Annotated in this window: 3 protein-coding genes; all 3 read left to right on the top strand. The window is 69.7% G+C overall.

Features of this window, described 5'->3' with window-relative positions:
- The first annotated feature begins 127 nt into the window (after window positions 1-127).
- Window positions 128-20968, top strand: coding sequence for a hypothetical protein (locus ABZX92_RS36060; protein WP_355569685.1), 20841 nt, complete (start codon window positions 128-130; stop codon window positions 20966-20968).
- A gap of 10 nt (window positions 20969-20978) precedes the next feature.
- A complete protein-coding gene (locus tag ABZX92_RS36055) occupies window positions 20979-21860 on the top strand; it encodes an XRE family transcriptional regulator (protein ID WP_355569682.1) in 882 nt (293 codons plus the stop codon).
- Between the two features lie 59 nt (window positions 21861-21919).
- On the top strand, window positions 21920-23238 hold a 1319-nt coding region (locus ABZX92_RS36050), incomplete at its 3' end, for a fibronectin type III domain-containing protein (RefSeq protein ID WP_355569679.1).

Genomic DNA, 23238 nt, shown 5'->3' with positions numbered 1-23238 from the left:
GATCAGACCGGCACCCACTCCCAGCCCGTACACGAACCCCGTGCACACGGCCGCGATGTCGAACGCCGGCACGTCGACGAGCCCCGGTCCCACCGGCAACAGCGGCTTCTCCGTGAGCGACTCCTCGATGTCGGGGTTGCAGAACAAGGCAGGTGACCTGGGGTCCCGGCTGTCGAGCATCTCGAGCGGCCTGCGCGGCCTGAACTTCTCCGGCAACGCGCTGGGCCCGATCGGTCTGTTCGCGGTGCCGGCGTTGAACGCGTCCAACGAGAACGCCGTGTCTCAGGCGGACAAGGGCGCCAAGGCGTTCACCGACGTCCAGTCGAACCTGAAGGCCACGCAACAGACCTTCGTCGACACTGATACGACCCACCAGAAGAACTTCCAGTCGTTCGACACCTCGACCAACGCCAAGCCGCCACCCGGCGCCGGCAACTTCAACCCCGGCCTGAACTCGCAGGGCGGTCCCAACGTCAAGGGGCCGGAGACGGTCAAGGGCGGCGGCAACTTCACCCCGGGCCTCAACTCGCAGGGCGGTCCCAACGTCAAGGGCCCCGAAGCGGTCAAGGGCGGCGGCGTCAACACCCCCGGCCTCAACACGCAGGGCGGCCCGAACGTCAAGGGCGCCACCCCGGTCAAGGGCGGTGCGAACTTCACGCCGAGCCTGGCCAACACGCCAGGCGGCCCGAACGTCGGCACCACGCCGAACGTCAAGGGCGGTGGCGCGAACTTCACGCCCAGCCTCGGCAACACGCCCGGCGGCCCGAACGTCGGTGCCACGCCGAACGTCAAGGGCGGCTCCGGGGTCACGCCCAGCAGTGGCGGCGGCAAGACGCCGGGCGGTCCGTCCGTCGGCACCACGCCGAACGTGAAGGGCGGCCCCGCGCCGTTCACCCCGAGCCTGGCGCCGCCTCCCGGTGGCGCGTCACCGAACGTCAAGGGTGGTGCGCCGGGCGGCAAGGGCGGCCCAGCGCCGTTCACCCCCAGCCTGGCGCCGCCTCCTGGTGGCACGACCTCGAAGCCCGGCACCACCGGCGGCAAGGGCCCCGCGCCCTTCACGCCCAGCCTCGCGCCGCCGCCCGGTGGCACGACCTCCAAGCCCGGCACCACGCCGGGCGCTGGTGCCACGCCGGGATCCGGCGGCAAGGGCCCCGCGCCTTTCACCCCAAGCCTCGGCAACACGCCCGGCTCGTCCGCGGGCGGCCCCAAGCCCGGCGTGACTCCACCCGGTCCGCAGAACGCCGTGACCTCGCCGTCCACCAGCGGCACCCCTCGCGGTGTCACTCCCGGCACACCTGGCACTCCGGGTGCGTCGCCGGGCATGGCGCCGCCGATGGGCGGCACCCCCGGCGGCGCTCAGACCGGCGGCGAGCGGGGCGGCAGCAAGTTCGGCACCGGCGGCGGCAAGGGCGTGTTCGACGCGCCCAAGCCCCCGACCCCGGACAGCACCATCACGAAGGCGCCCGGCACGTCCCCGTCCACGCCTCCGCCCGCGCCCAAGCCAACCGGCGCGACTCCTGGGGCGACGCCGGGTTCGTCCGGCAAGGGCCCGGCTCCCTTCACGCCGAGCATGGGCCCCGCACCGGCAACGACCCCGACGACACCCGGCACGCAGAGCGCGGTGACGTCGCCGTCGACCGGCCCGAACACCTCCCCGACGCCCGGCACCACGCCACCCGCCTCCGCCAACCCAGGCGCCGCGGCGCCGCCCATGGCACCCGGCGGCGCGAACCCCGGCGCGACCGGCGGTGAGCGCGGCGGCAACAAGTTCGGCCAGGGCCCCGGCGTGAACAAGGGCGCCTTCGACGCCCCCAAGCCGCCCACCCCGGACAACACCATCACCAGGGCGCCCGGCACCTCGCCGTCCACGCCCCCACCGGCCCCGAAGCCGACCCCGCTCACCCCGCCGCCGGTCTCGTCCCCGAGCACGAACACCCCCAGCACCAACACGCCGAACACCGCCACGCCGCCGCCCGCGCAGACCCGCCCGGCAGCGGGCCCGCCACCGGTGAACGTCCCGAACACCAACGCGCCCAGCCCGAACACCGCACCGCCCGTCCAGTCGCGCCCCGCGCCCGCCGCACCGCCGGTCAACGCGCCTTCGCCCGCGCCGAACGTCAACACGCCCTCGCCGAACCCGGCGACGAACGCGCCGTCGACGAACGTGCCGCCCGCGAACACGCCATCGCCCCGGCCGGACACGGCACCCAACACCCAGACCCCCAAGGCCGACACGACACCCGCGCAAACCCGACCCGCACCGGCCACCCCGACGCCGGCACCCGCGGCCAACGTGCCACCGGCCGCGACGCCTTCGCCCGCGCCCAGCGTGAACACGCCGTCGCCGAACCCCGCAGCGAACATCCCGCCGGTCACCACGCCACCGGCGAACCCCGCGGCCAACGTCCCGCCGCCGAACACGCCGTCCCCCAAACCGGACACGGCACCCAACACCCAGACCCCCAAGGCCGACACGCCGCCCGCGCAAACCCGGCCCGCACCGGCCTCGCCGACGCCGAACGTCTCGCCGGCACCCGCGCCGAACGTCAACACGCCGTCGCCGAACCCGGCGGCCAACGTCCCGCCGCCCGCGAACACCCCCGCACCGAACCCGAACACGCCGCCGGTCAACGCACCCAACCCGAACCCGGCGACCAATACGCCCAACCCCGGCGACTCCGCCGTCAGGACGCGCCCGGCCCCCGCGGCGAACGTTCCCTCGACGTCGACGAACACCAACACCAACACGTCTCCCGACGTCGTCGTGGTGCCGCCGGTCGTCACGCCGGCCCCGAACACCCAGCCGCGGTCCGGCGGCAACACGAACAGCGACACGAACAGCGACGCCGCGGAGGTCCAGCCGACCGCCGAGCAGCGCGTCGACGGCTACCGGGCCCCGAACCAGAGCCAGGACTCGCGCTACCAGCCGGACCCGGCCAAGAACGGCGACCTCACCTTCCAGCCGAACAAGCCGTCGGACATCGTCGGCATCCGGGTCGAGGACGGCAAGGTCATCGGCCTCACGCCGTACATGACCAAGCAGTGGCTGGCGGACAACGGGATCACCCTGCCGCCCAGGAGCGGCATCGAGGCGTCGGTCATCCCGATGCTCTACGACCCCAACGCGGGCGGCGGCAACCGCAAGCCCGAGACGTACGACATCGACAACGCCGCGGACTTCCACGCCGACCTGATCGGCCTGACCCGCGACACGCACATCCAGAGCCAGCAGAACCTGGTCAACGCCGTCAACGACGTCGCCAACCACATCACCACCAAGTACCCGCCCAACGAGTTCACCTACGTCGGCCTGGGTCGCAGCCCTGCCGCGGTGGTCGCCGCGCTGCAGAACCAGGGGCACGAGGCGGTGTCCATCCCGCTGTCGAACTTCCGGCCGCCACCCGCGGACCCGAACTCGATCCTCGCCCCGTCGTACGAGGCGCACGGCGGCAAGGTTCCGCCGCTGACCCCCGACCAGCAGACGATGCTCAACCAGCACTTCGACGAGTTCCTGGGCGACCTGCCCGACGGCAAGAACGTCGTGCTGATCGACTACACCCAGGGCGGCCTGTCGCTGGTGTCGGCGCAGCACCACCTGCAGCAGTACCTGACCGACACCAAGGGTCCGGACGTCAAGGTCAACGCGTTCGCGATGCACCAGGAGATCGACTCCAGCAACCTCGGCAAGACGGTCAACTCCGCCACGACGCCGCAGACGTACAAAGACGCCATCTGGGAAGCGGTCTGGGACACCGACCGCAAGGAGTCCCGCGCCGAGTGGGACAGCCGCTTCGAGAGCTACCCGATCGAGCAGTCGAACCCGCTCGGTGACGCGTTCCGCCAGGAGGCCTTCGACAACCTCGCCGAGCACGGGTCGTACAAGATCCTCGACGAGGACCCGGCGAACTACGACCCGAACAGCCCCCACGGCGAGAAGTACTTCGACCCCGGCGACACGCCGGCCTACGAGGTGCTGGGCGACGCCGTCCGCGAAGGCAGCCCCACCCCGGCACCGGCCGGCCCCGACACTGACGTCGAGTCGAACACCGACACGGACTCCGACACCGATACGGACACCGACTCCGACTCCGACTCGGACAGCGACAACGACAACGACCAGAACACCCGGTCCGCGCCCCCGCCGCCCAGCAACACCGACACGAACGCGGGCAACGACGCACCCACGCGGAACAACCCCGGCGACACCCGCCCGGCCCCGCTGAACGACACCGACGGAAACGTCGACTCCGAGGCGGACGTCGAGTCCGATGCGGACGCGGAGGTCGACGCCGACGTCGCTCCCGCCACCGAACTGGACAACCAGCTCGGCTCGTTGGTCACGGACGCGAGGCAGAACGCGAACCCGCAGGCGCAGCAGGTCGCGGCCGAGCTGAAGAACGAGGGCAAGTACCTCCAGCACCAGGCCGCCAACCACCTGCTGGACGCGTCGGTGGTGCTCGACACCAAGACCGACGACATCGCCGCGATGATCGAGCAACACGGCATCGAGTCGGTGGCCCAGGCGTTCAACAAGCAGTTCGAACGCCCGATCATCGAGAACGCCCAGATCGAGCAGTTCGCGAACATCACCGACCCGAACGTCCGCCAGCAGTTCGACAACTGGGCGCACGGACTCTGGGACACGGTCGGCAACACGCCGGAGTACCAGTCGAACCCCGGCAAGCTGGCCGAGGACATCTTCAACCACGACAAGGGCTACAACCGCGCGAACAACTTCGCGCAGGAGGCCGCGTACCAGTCGATGGTGGGGCCGACGGTCACGCCGCTGACCGACTCCGTCGCCAAGCCGCCCCCCAACGACGTGAACAGCCAGGCGAACTGGACGCTGGACGTGCTCGGCAAGGCGGGCCTCGTCCCGACCGGCGCCATGGTTCCGGAAAGCCAGTTCACCGCGGCCGTCAACGACAACAAAGCGGTCCTCGAAACCGCGCTCGGCCCGCTGGACGAGACCCGCATCGACCAGCTGCGCGAAGAGCTGTCCGACTGGGGCCTGCTCGCGCCCGACACGCAGAGCGACACCCAGACCAACACCGACACCGACACCGCCGACGCGGATCCGACCCCGAGCACGAGCAACACCCAGCCCGACACCAGCCGCGGAGCACCCCCGAACACCCCGCCACCGGCTCCCCCGGCGCCGGCGTCGCCCACGCCGAGCCCGGCGCCGACGATCAAGAGCGGTGGCGCGCCGCCGAAGATGACGCCGCCGACCCCGGAGTCGCACGCGGGCAAGGACGTCCGGACCGACCAGACGTGGCGCCACGACCCGGCCAGGACCGCGGACTGGTCCCAGCCGAACAACCCGGCCGACCGCAGCACGTGGGCCGGCCGCCGCAACGACACCGACGTCCGCACGGTCGACCAGACGGTCCACGACGTCCGCACGGACAGCACTCCGTCGAACATCAAGTCCTACCAAGGACTCATCAACTACGACCTGCGCCGCATCGAGACGACTCCGGGCAACTTCGTCCAGGAGTACACGGTGAAGGTGCACGTCGACCCCGCCGCGAACACCGATCCGAAGCTCGTCGAACAGGTCAAGCAGAACGCCACCAACGGCGTGAACAACCTGCTGAACCAGGGCTTCCGGCTGCCGAGCGGTGACCAGTTCCACCTCAACCTGGAGTTCACGAACAACCCGGCGGACGCCCACACCAGCATCAAGGTCGACCCGAACAACCCCAACGTCGACCAGACCCACTGGAACCCGGACACCAGTCCTGAGGTCCTCGCCCACGAAACCCTGCACTACCTCGGCATCCCGGACGAGTACAAGGACACGTCGAGGGTCTTCCAGCAGCACGACACCAACTCGGGCGTGCACCAGAACGACGGCGGCCTGATGGGCGCCGACGTCCACCTGCCCGACCCCGGCATCCGGCCGCGCCACCTGTGGCTGATCGAGAACACCGCCAACAGCCAGGTCATGGTCCCGGACACCACGATCAACCCGGCAGGCCCGGCCACCGTGCCACCACCCGCGGGCTGGACGCCGCCCGCCGCGACCCCGGACACCAGCACGACGCCGCCGAACGTCGACAGCGACACGAACACCAACACCGACAGCAACGTCGACAGCAACGTCGACAGCGATGTGCAGACGCGGCCGGTGCAGACGCCGGACACGCCGACCATGCCCGGCGCCTTCCCCGCTGACACCAACACCGACACCGCCACGGCCGCGCCCACCCCGCCGACGCCCCAGGAGGTGCGCGCCGGCCTGGAGGCCTCGCTCAGCACCAAGTCGTCCGCGGAGATCAACCAGACCATCAGCCAGCTGTACAACAACCGTCAGAACGACGGCGGCCTGTACGACGCGGCGCAGAAGGCGGCGTTGATCAAGCGCGCGGCCGGGCATCCGGGCGGTCCGCAGGGGTTCGTGAACGACCTGGCGCAACGGTCGGCGGACCTCCAGAACCGGATCGACGAAGCGAAGTCCAAGAGCACCTGGAAGCCCGAGGCGCTGCAGACGAAGCAGGACCGCGCGAACGAGGCCGCGATCAAGGAGCAGGTCGCCACGCTCACCGACCTCCGCGACAGCACGAACAGCCAGATCGACGCCCTGAAGGACGCGGGCACCAGGCCGAGCCTGGTCCACGCCGTCGACACCCACGTCGCCGGCCCGAACGCGGACGGGCTCGCGAAGCTCGGGCCGACCGCGCTCGCGCAGCTCGACACCCACCTGACCGCGGAGATCGCCGCGGCGGAGCGCGCCGGGTACGACCCCAAGGACCTGAAGGCACTGCAGGAGCGGGTGCAGAACGAGGGTGACGCGCGCGCCGCGATGGCGCAGATCTCCCGGCACGGGGTCGAAGGCCTGACCGCCCAGGTGGACACGGCCAACGGGCTGCTGCAGGAGTTCCGCGAGACCAAAGAGGACTTCACCGGCTTCAACGGCTTCATGAACAGCTGGTTCGGCGACGGCAGGAACTTCAGCGCCGCCGAGGTTGACGCGAGGATCGCCGACGCCGAGGCGCTCGTGAAGCAGTCGGAGCAGCAGCTGTCGTTCGCGACCAACCCCGAGTACAGCAACCGCGTCGCCAAGGCCGAGCAGATGCGCTCGGTGGTGGAGCGGCTTGACCGGCTCCGGGAGTCCAACACGCAGAACATCGAGCGGACCGCCCAGCGCGAGGCGGCGGAGCAGGCCCGCGCCCAGGAGCTCCAGGCGGCCCAGGAACGCCGCGAGGCGCTGGCGAGGCAGGAGGAGGCCGCGTTCAAGGCCTCGCTGTTCGGCAAGACCCCGGCCGAGCTCGACGCACTGGCCGAGCAGAACCGCGACAACCAGACCCGCTCGTACGAGATCGACCAGATGTCCCGCAACCAGCAGGCCGCGCAGAACCCCGGCGGCCTCGACCAGCACATGCAGGACCTCGCGAGCCAGATCAAGGACACGCAGACCAAGATCGGCGACCTGAAGCACATCAGCGACTCGCTGCCGGACGCGTTCAAGACCGAGCTGATGCGCACCGACCAGGCCCAGCGCCAGGCGGAGCAGAACCGGCTCGCGCTGCACGAGATGGAGCTCAACTCCGAGCTGCTCACGCTGAAGTACGACCGCAACGACGCGCTCACGGCGTATGCGCTGAACCTGCCGGCCGACCTGAACGCGCCGGGCTGGCAGTCGTTGTCGCCCAAGGACATCGTGGACCTCGAGGCCCACGTCACGAAGCTGACCGACGACGCCAACGCCGCCGGACAGCCGAACCCGCAGCTGGACCGGTTGCGCGACCAGCTCTCGGGCATGCGAATCGACATCGACACCGCGTTCGGCCTGAACGAGAACAACGCGCCGGCGGTCCAGGTGGACGACTCGGCATCGGTCCACTCGGACAACGACGCGGACAACAACGCGGACACCGACGCCCAGCAGGACCAGCCCGCTCCGGCGCCGGAGCCCCGCCGTCCCGAGCGCGGGCCGTTCATGCAGGACCCGTCTGCCCGCCCGGCAGCCCCGGACGTGGACGTCACCATCCCCGGCGGCTTCGGTCCGATCCAGACGGGCACGCCACAGGCGTCGTTCGAGGCGTCGCTCTACGGTCTCGACAACACGACCCTGCGCGAAATGCAGCAGAACCCGGCGTACAGCGGCAACCCGGACCGCGCGGCCGCGATCCAGAACGCGATCGACACCAACCGCGACGCCGCCGCCGGTCCCCAGCTCTACGACCGCCAGACCGAGTCCGCCCAGCAGAACCTGGACAAGGCCAAGGCCGCCCGTGACCGGTGGAACGCCTCCGACATGGTGCCGGACGCGCTCAAGACCCAGGACATGCTCGACGAGCAGGCGGCTCGCCGGGAGATCGCCGACCGCGAGGTCCAGCGCGCCCAGAACCGGGTCGACCAGCTCACGAACAACCGCGACGCGGCACTCACCTCGTACGCGTTGCAGCAGAACAACAACCCGACCTCGTACGGCTGGCGTCAGTTCAGCGACGCCGACATCGCGGCCGTTCAGACACACGTCGAGCAGCAGATCCAGGACGCACAGGCGGGCGGGCATCCGACCCAGCACCTCACGGACCTTCTCGACTTCACCCACGAGGTCCAGGACGCCAGGGCCCAGGCCGACGCGGACACCCAGACGCGTTCCGCACCGCCCGAGCCCGAGGTGCAGACGCGCCCGGCACCGTGGCGGCCGACGCCGAACCCGGCCGTCCCGATGACCACCGTGAACCCGCAGCCCGTGGGCCAGGTGCCGGACACGAACCTGCCGAGCTTCTTCCAGGACAACAAGGCTCTCGGCTCGATCATCCCGACGGACGTGCGCGGCGCGGACGCCGTCGTCAACGAGATCCAGGGCCTGAAGCCGAACGACCAGGCCCGCATCAAGGACGCGCTGGAGAACGACTTCGAGACGTTCCTGGGCAACGGCCGCAACTTCCAGGTGAAGATCGGCGGCTCCTGGTTCGAGGCGAACGTCCGCGCGGAGATGCACGCGGACGCGAACACGACCGTGACGGACGCGGCAGACTCCAAGGTGGACAAGAACTTCCAGGCCGCCGCGGCCTCCACCACCACGAACACCATCGCCACGTCCAACGACGTCGGCGGCAGCGCGACGGCCGGTGTCGCGATGGGCCCGTACGGCTCGCTGGGCGGCAAGGCGGCCCTCGCGACGCCCGCGGTCTCGCAGGCGACCACGAACACGATCACCGAGCAGCGCGCGATCAAGTCCGACGGCGGCTCGAAGCAGGTCACCGTGCCGGTCTCGTTCGAGATCACGGTGAACGACGCGGCTGGCAACCCGGTGCAGTTCGCGACGCTGAGCACCGGCCCGGACGTCACGCTGCAGGTCCCCACCGACCTCAGCACGATCGTCGACTCCGGCAAGACGTCGGACGTGGTCACGCCGACCGACGCGGACTGGGGCGTCAAGGTCGAGAACGCGGTGCCGGAAGCCGTCACCGTCAAGGACTCCGGCAAGGCGTTCAACGACGTCGCGGCGAAGCTGCACCCGTCGATCACGAAGGTCGGCTCGCCCGGCCGCGAGGTGCTGCAGAACTTCCTCAGCCCCACCTCGATCCGCAACAACCTGCCCGCGATGCTCGGCGGCTTCGTCACGTCGCCGGACCTGATCAGCCCGCACGCGAGCAAGGGCGGCGCGGTGCAGATGTCCGCGACGCTGAAGGACGCCAAACTCGTCGGCACGCACGACACGGCCGTGCTCGACCTGAAGGACACCTCTGCCTGGGGCAGCAGTGTGTCCGCGGCCACCAAGACCGGTTTCGACGTCACCGGGGGTTTCGGTGGCAACCTCGGTGTGCCGGGCAAGGTCGGCGGCACGGTCGGCGCCACCCTCAACTACTCGGCGCGCACCGCGGAGGGCGTGAGCGCGGGGTCGAGCACGAACCGCAAGACCGGCATCGGCGTCAAGAACGAGACCGGCCTGTACGAGGTCACTGCCGAGGTCGAGGTCCGCACGCCGGCCGGTGACAGCGTGAAGATGGAAGTCACCACGCACATGCGCATGGGCCTCAACGAGGCCGGCGCGGTGGGGCTGCCCACTCCGGACGGTTCCCGCAACACGATCACCGACCCGGCCACGGCGGACACCAAGTACCTGCCGCCGTACCTCGCGGACACGCTCGCCGCGGGCAACGCCAAGGTCGGCGAGTTCGTCCCCGCCACCCAGGTGCAGTCGCAGGTCGAGACCAAGCTCCGCGAGCTGCCGGGCTTCGAGAAGTTCCTGCCGCAGTGGAACAACCCGGACGCGAACCCGCGCAGCAGCAAGGGCCAGAGCTTCTCCGACGTCGCCGAGCAGCTCGCGAACCAGCGCAAGCTGACCGCGAACCTCTCCCCCGACGCGTTGAAGGCGAACATGGACAGCCTGCTCGGGCCGGGTGTCCAGGTGCAGCTGAAGAACTCCGGCAAGACCACGAACACCTACGTCAACGTCACGGTCAAGGCCAAGGTCAGCAACCCCAAGCACCTCGGCCAGGCCGACGCGCGCCCGGTCAGCGACTCGACCACCACCGGCCCGAAGCTCGACTCGAACACGACGACCACGAAGGGCTGGACCGGCGGTGTCCAGGGCCGGGTGAACATCCCGGTCAAGACCGGCGTCGCGTCGCTCACCCCGATGCCGCAGCTCGGCGTGTCGTACACGCACTCCAACGCGGACAAGACCTCGGCCGGACCGGCGGTCAGCAGCACGGCGTCGACGCCGGGCAGCGCGGACGCCCAGGTCTTCCAGCAGGACGTCGAGTTCGAGGTCGAGATCACGACCTTCACCCGGCCGCGCACGTGGGTGCGCAACATCGTGCCCGGCGCGCCGGGGTTCCACTCGCCTGAGGTGACGACGGTCGCCAAGACCGGCGCGGGCCTGGACAAGATCGACGGCAAGGTCAACCTGTGGGTGTCGGACGGGTCTACCTTGAAGACCGATCCCGGCGACGGCTTCAAGCCCGGTGACCCGCAGTCGACGAAGATCGACAACTCGCCGACGGTCAAGGACCTGTTGAACCCCAAGGACCCGCGGCCGAAGTCGCCGGAGTTCCTGAACGTGGAAGCCGTCGCGAACACGACGGAGCTGCGCGACCAGGCGATCGACGCGTTGAACCGCGCCGCGAACGGCGACTCTGCGCTCACCACGCCGGGCACCGCGTCGCGCGCGCAGATCGACAAGATGTTCACCCCGGAGAACATCAAGGCGAACCTGCAGCGGCTCATCGAGACCGGTGTGCAGGAGCAGGGCCTGAAGTACGACCGCCGCGTCACCGATCGTTCCGGTGCCATCGGCATGTCGGTGAAGCTCGGTGACGCGAAGCTGGTGTCCATTTCGGACACCACCGGCGCGGACAACTCGGTCAGCGGCGGTTACAAGGCCGGTGAGTCGTCCACGACCAGCCGGTCGGTCGACGTCACCGCCGGCATCAACATCCCGGTGCGCCCCAACGTGACCCCGCCGCCCGCGGGCACGCCGTCGCAGCCCAGCGGTTCCGGTGGCGCCGCGGTGACCGGCAAGGTCACGCCGTGGTCGGACACCAAGACCGAGGCGAGCGAAATCGGCGGCAACGTCGACCGCGGCAAGACGACGCCGGGTGACGCGCGAACCGTGCTGGTCCAGATCGACGCCGAGTTCACCATCGTCGGCGAGAGCCGGGCCGGGAACTTCGTGCACGGCGGCACGCCGAACGCCGAGGGCGTCACGGTGAACATGCCGAAGTCCGTGTTCGTGCGGGTGTCGGAAGACGTCGCGCGCGATCTGGGCGTGCTGCCCAAGGTCGAGTCGACCGTGCCCAAGCCGGACTTCCCGAAGATGGCGCCACCGTCCACGGTCGCGGTCGGCGAGCCCGGCGCACTGGGTCTGTCCACTGTGGAGTCGGTGCCGAACCTGTCCGGTGTGGTCAACGACCTCACGAGCCAGTTGTCCACGAACACCAAGAAGTTCGGCAGCGACGCGCTGATCCCGGACTCGGTGCTCAAGGACTCGATGAGCAACCTGCAGCGCATCGTCGACCTGAACTCGCCGGCCAGCGTCAAGGCGATGATCGACAGCGCCATGGACGGCGGTGTGCCGCTGCTGGTGCACCAGCCGGGCACGTTCGGCAAGGACTCGTACCAGGTCACGTTGCGCGCCAAGGCGGGCGAGCCGACGTTCAACGGGGTCGTCAACGACGGCGTCGACATGACCCACAACAACGGCGGCTCCCGCAAGGAGAGCGCCGGCCAGGGCCGCGGCTCCGGCTGGGGTGTCGGGGTGCGGGCGCCGGGTCTCGCCGCGCCGGGCAGCGCGAACCCGAACGTCTCGGGCACCGCGGGTGGCGCGGTCGGCGCGAACATCGGTGGCAGCAAGAGCAGTTCGGTCACGACGTCGGTCAACGAGGCGTTCAGCAACACCCGCACGGCGAGTGGACCGGCGGCGCAGTACACCGTGCCGGTCGAGTTCGAGCTCGTCGTCGAAAAGGGCTCCAAGGAGATCGCCAAGGCGAAGAGCGGCGACCAGGAGATGGTGGTCCGCACGCACGCGGACAACCAGAAGGTCTCCCAGCCGACGACCGGGCACGGCAACCCGCAGCCGTACATGTCGGCGGCGTCGAAGCGGGGCGCCGAGTTCGGCACGCCCGAGGCGACGTTCGCGTTCCAGCAGGACAGCCGCGCCACGCAGCTGCCGCCGACCGCGTCCGTGGAGAACCTGCGCGGTGCTCAGGACCTGCGTGACGCCGCGGTGAAGGCGTTGACCGAGGCGGGCGCCGGGAAGGGCCTGACCGGCAAGGGCACCGGCTCGTTGAACAGCCTGCTGGCCACGCTGAGCCCGGAGAACCTGCAGCCGCACCTGCCGTCGATGCTGTCCGGGTCGTTGGACGTGCCGGGGCTCAAGGAGGCGGCGCTGACGTTCGGGCAGGACGCCGACGTCAAGGTCTACGCGAAGCTGGTGAACCCGCAGCTGGGGTCGCTGAGCGACAGCGTCAAGATCGAGAGCCCGCTGACGACGAAGACGTCCGAGACTTCCAGCGAGGCCAAGAAGTCCGACACGGCCGACGTGTCGGTCGGGCTCGCGCAGGGGTCCGCGGCGGTCAAGCAGGGCGACCCGAAGGACACCGTCAACTTCGGCACCGGTGGTGTCGAAGCGAAACACGCGAACGAGGACTCGTCGGCCGTCTCCGGCGGTCCCGCGCAGGCCGAGGGCGGCAACATCAAGCCCAAGGACACGCCGCGTACCGGGCTCGTGCAGTTCGACGTCGAGTACCGCGTGGTGGCGACGATCGGCGGCAAGACCGGCGTCGTCGACCTGACCGTGCCCGGCTCGGCCGGCGTGCGGATGCCGGACAGCGCGGTCGAAACCGTGCTGGACCACCAGCTCGGTGACTCGTTGAAGGACGCCCAGACCGAGGTCAAGAAGGCGGCCGACGACTGGCGCACCGCCGAGAAGGAAGTCGAGGCGGCCCGCCACGAGGCCCAGGACGCGATCAACGAGGCCGCGGCCGTGCTGGCGCGCACCGACCAGCCGATCGGCGACGCCGCGACGGCGTTGAACACGGCGATCGACGCCCACCTGGACGCCGAGGCCAAGCTCCCGGCTCTCGAAGCCGCGGCCGCGAACACCCAGGCCGAGGTGGCGAGCACCCGTGCGCACATCCAGGAGCTCAACCCGCAGATCACGTCGCTGAGCCAGGACGCGCTGTCCACGAAGGACGCCCTGGACGACGCGCAGATCAACGGCGCTCCGCAGGCCGAGCTGGACCGCTTGGGCCAGGAAGCCGACGCGGCGCACAACGCGCTGACCGACGCCCAGCAGCAGCTCACCGAGGCCCACTCCGACCTCGACGCGCAGCGCAAGGCCGCGGCCGACGCCCGCGCCGAGTTGCAGGCGCAGCAACAGGTCGTCGCACGGGCCGACCAGGCCCGCGCCGACGCCGAGGCCGCGCACCAGAAGCTCACCGACGAGCGCGCCGCGGCGGAGAAGGCGATCACGGACGCCGAGACCAAGCTCGACGACGCCCGGCGCACGGCGGATGCCAAGCAGCAGGAGTGGTGGAACGCCAAGGCCAAGGTGGACAACGAGATCGACTCGTTCAACACGGCCGCGCAGGCGCCACCGCCGGTGCCGCCCAAGGACGGCGACACCAGCACGCAGACGCCGCCGGTCACGACCAACGACACGTCCGCGTCCACGAGCACGACCCCGCCGCCTGGTGACACGTCCGCGAGCACCAGCACCACGCCGCCGCCCGTGCCGCCGAAGGACGAAGCCGCGAAGCCGTTGCCTCCGCTTCCTCCCGAGTCGTCGGCCGAGGCGAGCACGTCCCGAAGCGCACCACCGGCCGCTCCCCCGGCTCCTCCGCTGCCGGACAGCGACACCAGGTCCAGCACCGTGCGCAGCGGTGGCGCGCCGCCCGCGATGCCCACCTCGTTCGACCACCGGGGCAAGGACGTCCTGACCGACGAGTCGTGGCGTCATGACCCCGCGAAGACCGCGGACTGGTTCGCGCCCAGCGACCCCGCTGACCGCAGCACCTGGGCCGACCGCCGCGACGACAAGAACGTCCGGACGGTCAACCAGGTCGTCCACGACATCCGCACCGACAGCACGCCGTCGAACCTGAAGTCCTACAAGGGACTCATCAACTACGACCTGCGCCGGATCGAGACGTCGCCCGGCAACTTCGTGCAGGAGTACACCGTCAAGGTGCACATCGACCCTGCCGCGAACACCGACCCGAAGCTCGTCGAGCAGGTCAAGCAGGACGCCGCCAAGGGCGTCAACGACCTGCTGAACCAGGGTCACCGGCTGCCGAGCGGCGACCAGTTCCACCTCAACCTGGAGTTCACCGACAACAAGGCGGACGCGCACACCACGGTCCGGGTCGACCCGAAGAACCCGAACGTCGACCAGACCCACTGGCAGCCCGGCACCAGCCCCGAGGTCCTGGCCCACGAGACGCTGCACTACCTCGGCATTCCGGACGAGTACAGCGACTCCTCCCGCGTCTTCCAGCAGCACGACACGAGCTCCGGCGTGCACCAGAACGACGGCGGCATGATGGGCACCGACGTCCGCGGCAACGAGCCCGGTCTGCGGCCGCGGCACCTGTGGCTGGTCGAACGCACCGCCAACAGCCAGGTCGCCGTCCCGGACACCACCCTCAACCCGGCCGGTCCGGCCACGGTGCCGGTGCCCGAGCACCTGCTGACGAACGCCAAGCCCAGCCCGGCGCCCGCCCCGCAGCCCAACACGGCACAGGACGTCGAGACCGGCACGCGCCCGATGAAGCACCGCCGGGACGAGGACAGCGACACCGAGATCGCCCCGACCGACGATCGCGTCACCAAGCGCGGGCGCGGACAGGCGACCTGGTCCGAGCCCGGTCCGAGCAACAGGCAGGCGAACGCCACCGCCGACACCAACGACATGGACGTCGACGCGGACAGCACCACCGGCACGGACGCCCAGCACGACAGCCAGACCGACGCACTGGCCGACCAGCTGAGCACCATGTCGATCGGCGACCTCGACCCCGGCACCAAGTACAACGACGCGTTCGCGCGCCTCGGCGACGGCCGGATCGAGGTGCCCACCAAGGACACCTACCTCGACACCCTGAAGACGAGCGTCGAGCAGAACAAGCGCCCGTCGTTCGTCATCAGCATCATCGTCAGCCACAACGACCTGGGCGACATCAACGGCGTCATCGACGCCATCACCGCGGACGCCGGACCCATCGCCGACGACATGGTGTTCGTGATCGGCGTCAACGGCCGCACCGGCGCGAACCCCGGTATGAGCGCCAACATCGACGCGGCGAACACCGCGATCGGGCACCGGAACGAGCCGATCGCGCTGGTGCCGATGGAGTTCAACGACAAGGCCTTCCCGTACGGCAAGATGCGCAACCAGACGATGCAGAGCTCCGCCACGCGGTTCGCGGTCGGCGCGCTGAACGGCAAGGGCACGCACCCGTACCTGTCCATTCAGGACTTCGACACCGGCTCACGCAGGGTGCCGAACGGCAAGGACGTCTTCACGCACTTCACCGAGTCGCTGAACCCGCCGGAGATCGGCCCGATCCGCCCGTTGATGCACGGCGGCGGCTACCGCGTCGGCGACCCCAACGCGCTGATCACCGACATCCAGGCCAAGATCACCGGTGAGCAGGCGAAGCTCGACGCCGACACGTCGCTGGACGCCGACGAACGTGCGGAGAAGCAGCGCGAACTGGACCTCGCCGCCGAACACATCTCGCCGCAGCACCGGCAGGCGTTCGTCGCGAAGTTCGAGCAGGCGATGAACGACGACATGCACGCGCGGGTCCGCCAGGCGGACTCGGCGCCGATGACGCCGTACTGGCCGGAACCCAACCTGTTCATCGACGCGACCGTGCCGCTGGTCGACCCGTCGGTGAAGTTCAGCGACGGCCTGGGCGAGTTCAACGGGCTCGGCCAGTCGATGAACGCCTTCGCCGGCAAGGAGATCGTCGAGGTCCACCAGACGAAGCTGCCGGCACCGGACACGACCAGGGCGCTCACCGAGGCCAAGGCGCAGCTCGAAGCCGACATCGCGGCCAGGGGTGGCGAGCCGAACGCCAAGGAGGCCCGCGCCCTCGCCGAGATCGAGGCGGGTCTGGAAGCCAACCAGGACCCGGCCGTGGCCAAGGCGAGCAACGACGCCGAGATCGACGCCGCCATCTCGGTCGACCTGCAGACCAACCGCCACCCGTTGCGCGGCGAGACCTTCCACACCGACTTCGTCGAGGGCGCGGTGGGCACGGACCTGTCCCGGCTCGCGTTCGACTTCGCCAAGGACGACGGCAAGTCGTGGCCGCAGTCGCACGTCGAGCTCACGACGGTGGCGGGCCGGACGTTCGGCGGTGATCCGGGGCAGGCGGCGAAGAAGGCCAAGTTCGAGACGTCGCCCGCGGACATCCGCAAGCAGTTCCAGGACAGCAGGACCGGCAGGGGCGGCAAGGCCCCCAAGGCCAACCCGGACAAGCCGCACGCTCAGCGCGAACCCCAGCAGCTGGTCGACCACACGCAAACCGGTCCGCAAGGCTGGAACCCGTCGCGGGTCGACGCGCTCAAGCTCGGCTGGGAGGACAAGAACACGCTCAACAAGGCGGTCTCGGCGCCGGTCCCCGGCCACGGCCACATGGGTGTCGACCCGCAGATCGACCCGTCCACCACCTACCCGCCGGAGCGGGTCAAGCCGGCGGGCAGCAAGAAGCCGCTGCCGCCGCGCCAGGAGCACGAGCTCGGCCACATCGACCCCACGACCAAGCAGCAGAAGACCGCCACGGTGGTGAACACCGCGCTGTCGGACAACAACAGCAACGTCACCCGGACGTTCGGCACGTTCGAAGCGATCTTGCCGCGGGCGGGTGAGCCGCGGCCGGACGGCATGTACAACGCGGTGCACGACGCGCTCGTCGCGGAGTCCAGCGGCAAGAAGGGCAAGGGCAAGGCGGTCCCGTCTGCGGCGGATCTGCGCACGAACACGGTCCGGCAGGGCGCCGTCGCGTCCCCGAGCGTCACCACGCAGATCGCGGACTTCCGCCAGCAGCACGGCCTGGCGAACGGCCACCTGGTCAACGCGGTCATCGAACCGGCCCCTGGCGAGATCCCGCCAGGGCTCCAGGGCGACTACGACCACCCGGTGGACAACACCGGCACGCCCGGCACCGAGCTGACCGGTGGACAGCGTGCCGAGCAGGACTCGATCGACGCCGACGAGAGGGCCGCGGAGAAGAACAAGGCCGACATGGCCGAGCTGCTCGCGTTCCAGCTGCTCTCGACCGAGCTCAACCGGCCGATCGTCGTCCACGGCCCGAACGGCGCCGAGACGACCGTCATGCCGTTGCACGACCTCCAGCCGGAGGTGCTGGACAACTCCACGCAGAAGGACAAGGACAAGGCCGCCGCGTGGAAGCCCACCCCGCTCAGCGGGCCCGAGCTGCACATCGACCGGCACCCGAACCCGGACGGCCGGACCAGGTACACCACGCACGACCCGAACAACCCGCCGGGATCCGACGACCTGGGTGAAGGCCCGTCGCACCGCGACGTGGACATGGAGGACCAGACGCGTCCGGCGCCGTCCGCTCCCCCGGTCGACGCGCCGACGCCGTCACACAACCCGTTGCACAGCACCGATTCCAGTGCACCGTGGTTCGACCCGCAGAACCCCGTGTCGTCCCGGTCCATTGAGGACGCTCGCGCCACGACCCCGGCCACGAGCTGGGTGCGCGGTGAGGACGCCGGTGTCTTCGACAACACCACTGTTGGTCCCAACGGCATCGACATGAAGGCCTGGCGCGGCCCGATCGCCTACGACAACCGCGTGCTGGACGTCGACGGCGTGCCGGTGCGGGACTTCACCGTCCGGCTGCACCTCGACAACGGCACCGCGGACGTCCAGGACCGCACCCGCGCGGGCGTCGAGGAGATGTTCAACCAGGGCTACCGGCTGCCGGGCGGCGAGCAGTTCCACGTCACGGTGGAGTTCACCGACAACCCCGCCGACGCGCACGCCACGATCAACGTCACCGACGACCCCGAGGGCCGCGCGAACCAGCTGACGTGGCCCGCGCACACGGACTCGCGGCGGCTCGCACACGAGGTCGGGCACTTCCTCGGCCTGCGCGACGAGTACCTCGAGACCGACGCCGTGAAGCCGATCTTCCAGCACCAGGACGGCAAGGGACACGTCGTCGCCGACAACTCCCCCATGACCGCCGGCATCGGCAAGGCGGACGCGCGGCTCAAGCCGCGGCACCTGGAGCTCATCGAGAGCCGGATGCAGGCGCTGCAGTCGCACAACAGGCCGCAGCCCGAGCCCTTCGAGTCCGACCTGCCCGCGCCGAACATGCCGAAGCGCGAGCGTCCGGACGAGATGCAGGTCGACTCGGAAGGCGATCCGACCAAGCGGCGCCGCGACGACGACCACGTGTTCGACGAGGGCTTGGACGAGTCAGACGTGTCCGATGTGGACATGGACGCGCACGAGGTCGAGCTGGTGAACGAAGGCGGCGTGCACAACGCGGCCTTCGAGAACCTGGCGAACGGGCAGACTCTCACGCCGATCACGGCCGAGAACTACTTGCAGCGCACCAAGGACAGCATCGCTCGCAACGAGCCGCCGGCGTTCGTGGTGAGCATGATCGTGCGGGCGAGCGAGCTGGACCAGCTCAACGACGTGATCAACGGCGTCATGGCCAACACCGGTGACATGGACGGCCGCGTGGCGTTCGTGCTGGGTGTGAACGCGGCGTCGCAGCAGGACATCGACACCGCGATGGCCGCCGCGGCGCCGATGGTCAACGGCCGCACCGAGCCGATCGCGCTGGTGAGCGTGCCGCACGGGTCGAAGGGCTTCAAGTTCGGCGAGACCCGCAACACCACGCTGAACAGCAACGCGCACGAGTACGCCGTGACAGCGTTGGCCGCCAACGGGAAGCACCCGTACGTCTCGGTCATGGACTTCGACGCGGGCGACCGGCGCACTCGCGAGGGCGGGCACGTCTTCTCCCACGTCGAGCAGCTGCTGCACGCCGAGGAGGTCGGCCCGGCGGACGGTCCGGACACCCCGGCGCCGTTGCGGCCGTTGCTGGTCGGCGGCGGCTACCGCGTGGCGATCACGCCGGAGCAGCTGCACGCGGACGTCCTGGCGCGCATCGACGGCGACACCAAGACGAACGACGCGCAGAAGCAGGCCTACCGGGACCGGCTGAACGAGGAGGGCTTCGCGGACCGCTTCGTGCACATGATCGACGCGGACATGCACGCCCGCCGCACCCAGCAGGGCATCCACCCGTTGCTGCCCTACACGCCGGAACCGAACCTGTTCTTCGACGCGCTCGTGCCGCTCGCCGACCCGTCCGTGAAGTTCGGTGAGGGCGCGGCGGAGTTCGGGAAGCTCGGCTCGTCGCTGAACAAGTTCCACGCGGAGGAGATCGCGGCGCACTACGACCCGCGCACCGCCCAGGAGCGCTCCGGTGAGGTGCCGGTCGACCAGGCGAAACTGGCCGCGGCGGCCGAGCAGGTCAGGGTCGACGTGCAGAACAACCGCGACCCGGTGCGCGGCCAGGCGTTCACCACGGACTTCGTCTCGGGTGACACCGGCACCGACCTGTCCCGGATCGCCTACGGGCTGATCACGGACGGCAAGCTGCCGCAGTCGCACACCGCGCTGCCGAACGTGAGCGAGCGGTTCTTCGACGGCAAGCCCGCCAAGAAGGGCACCGCGTTCGCCGAGGAACGCGAGCGGCTCTCGACCGGTGAGCAGCGGGTCGTCGAGCCGTTCCGGCCGCCGGCCGAGGGGCAGACCACCACCACGTGGAACCCGCCGGGCAAGGTGAAGACCCAGCTCGGCGCGCCGGCCAAGAACCGGATGAACCCGGCTGTGTCGGCGCCTCTGCCTCCGCCGTTCCAGGACCAGCAGGCAGGCGTCCAGAAGGAGCAGAAGGTCGTGGCGGCGCACGGGATCGTGGCGTCCGATCACCTGAACCACACGCTGCGGCAGGTGCGGCACCTCAACACCGACGTGCTGCGCGGGCAGAACCCGCCGCCGACCACCGACACCGGCCTGTACGCGGCCGTCGGTGCGGCCAGGGGTGTGAACCCGGCGGCGCTGCGGCTGGACGTCGTGGAGCTCGCCGCGCGCAACCCGGCGGTGGCCAAGGCGGTGGCGGACTTCACCGTCAGCAGGCCGATGCACGACGGGCACATGGTCGGCGCGCTGGTGGAGAACGTGAACTGGCACATGCAGCCGGACGCCAAGGAGAACAGCGGCGCCGGCAACGCCCGTGACCTGGTCGGACACCTCATCGCGACCCAGCAGCAGGTCAACGTGAGGATCCACCAGCCGGGCGGCAACCCGGTGCTGCTGCGGCCGATGGGCGACGCGGTGACCGAGACGGTCGACATCGAGATGGTGCTGAACGGCCGCCAGGTGACCTATCGCCCACACCGTGGACCACAGGGGCTACACCAGGACGAACAGATGCTTTAGCGTGGCCCGCGTGGACGAGTTCGCGGAGGCGCTCCGGTCGGCGATCACCAATCGTGGTCTCGGCCTGGAGCGACTCCGTGAGCACCTCTCACAGCACGGTGTGTCCGTGTCCCTGGCGACCCTGAGCTACTGGCAGACCGGTCGCAGCCGCCCTGAGCGCAAGAAGTCGCTGCAGGCCGTCGTCCACTTGGAACACATCCTGCAGGTGCCGCCCGGCCACCTCTCGGAGCTGCTCGGGCCGCCGCGGCCGCGTGGCCGCTGGCTGCGCAAGGCTCCGGCGCCGATGTCGGCGTTCTGGCCGGAGCCGTCCCAGGTCGAGCACGCGCTGGACGACATGGAGACGCGCTGGGACGACCAGCTGATCCGGGTGAGCCAGCAGGACTTCGTGACCATCGGGGCGGATCGCACCGAGCGGTCGTTCCGTTCACGGCAGGTCCTGTCGGCGTCGATGAACGGGCCCGACCGGTGGGTCGTGATCATGCACGTCGACGAGCACGACCGGCCGTTGCCCGAGCTGCGGGCGTTGCGGAACTGCGAGATCGGGCGGCTCGTGCAGGACGAGGCGCAGGGCTTCCTGGCCGCGGAGCTGTTGTTCGACAAGGTGCTGCGCAAGGGCGAGAGCATCGTGATCGAGCACGAGCTGGTGAACGAGTCGCCGTGTCCACTTGCGACGAACTACGAGCGCAAGTTCCGGTTGCCCACCAGGGAGTACGTGCTCGAGGTGACGTTCGAGGGGCCGCCGCCCGCCTCGGTCGTCCAGCTCGCCGACAACTCCGCGGTGGATCCGAGCTCGACCCTGCTGGACGTGGCGCTGGACGTGCAGCCCGGTGTGCGCGGATTCCGGTGGGACTGGGAATTAAATGTGAAACAGGACTTAAAAGTTACGCATTAACTTCGTGCTCATAGGCGAATTACATTCGGGCCACCCTGCAACCAAGGAGGCCTTTCGCCATGAGGAAGGTTCTTGCCGTTTTCTGCGGTGCTGCTGTGATGTGGCCGGTGCTGACCGCGCCCGCTCTCGCGGACCCTGTCGCCGATGCCGTGGCTCGTGATCTCGGGATCAGTGCTTCGGCTGCGCGTGCTCGACTCGTTCAGCAAGATCGTGCTCACGACGTTTCCGCTGGTTTGTCCGTTGCTGATGCCGGCCGCTGGTTCGACGCTGACTCCGGCCGGTTGACGGTGGCGGTCACCCGTCCTGAGGATGCTGCCGCAGTTCGTGCTGCTGGTGCGTCGGCTGTGCTGGTGTCCCGTTCCGCTGCTGAGCTTTCCGCGCTCGTGTCGCGGGTGAAGGCTTTGGGGCATGCGTTCCGGAGCGTTGGCGTTGATGTCCGGCGCAATGACGTGGTGGTGTCCGCTGTCGGTTCGTTCCCTGCTTTGGACGGAGTGCGGGTCGTTCGGGTGGCTCAGCCGTTCGTGCAGCAGTCCGGGGAGGTGAACCCCGGCGATCCCTGGTGGCCGGGTTCCGAGTCGAACTGCTCTGTCGGGTTTCCTGCCACGGATTCCAGTGGTGGCAAGCACTTCGTCACCGCAGGCCACTGCACGAACGACGCTTCGCAGGCCGCCTACGGGGAGAGCGGGCAGCGCAACCGGCTCGGGACGTCCAACGTCGGCGGTAGCCGGTCGGTGAACGCCAGGGAAGGCGACATGGGTGTGGTCGCGGTGACCGAGCCCGGCTGGACCGTGTCGCCGGTGGTCAACACGTGGGGCTCGCCCGCGGTGACCGTCACCGGGAGCAAGGACGCGCTCGTCGGCGAGGCGGTGTGCCACAGCGGGAACACCGCTCCTCAGTTCGAGTGTGGTGTGGTGAACTCGGTGAACCAGACCGTGGACTACGGTTCCGTGGTGGTCGAAGGTCTGACGTTGACCACCGCCTGTTCCGAGGGTGGGGACTCCGGTGGTGCCTGGCTGGCCGGATCCTCCGCTGTCGGGCTGCACTCCGGTGGGCAGTCCTCGTGTTCTCCTGGGTCCACAGAGGACAACTCCATCTTTCAGCCCGTCAACGAAGCTCTGGCCAAGTGGAACCTCACACTGGTGACCGGGTCCGGGTCTGGTGACACCGAGCCGCCTTCCGCTCCCACCGGTCTGCGATCGGCCGGCGTCACTTCTACCGGCGTGTCGCTGGAGTGGTCCGCTGCTTCGGACAACGTCGGGGTCACCGGGTATGACGTCTACAGCGGTTCTTCGGTGGTCGCTTCCGTTGCCAGTCCTTCGGCTTCGGTCGGTGGACTGACGCCGGACACCTCGTACTCGTTCACGGTCGTCGCCCGGGA

It is taken from the genome of Lentzea sp. NPDC006480 (assembly GCF_040611995.1).
In the GTDB taxonomy this organism is placed as follows: Bacteria; Actinomycetota; Actinomycetes; order Mycobacteriales; family Pseudonocardiaceae; genus Lentzea.
This window is presented reverse-complemented; position numbering and strand designations above follow the sequence as displayed.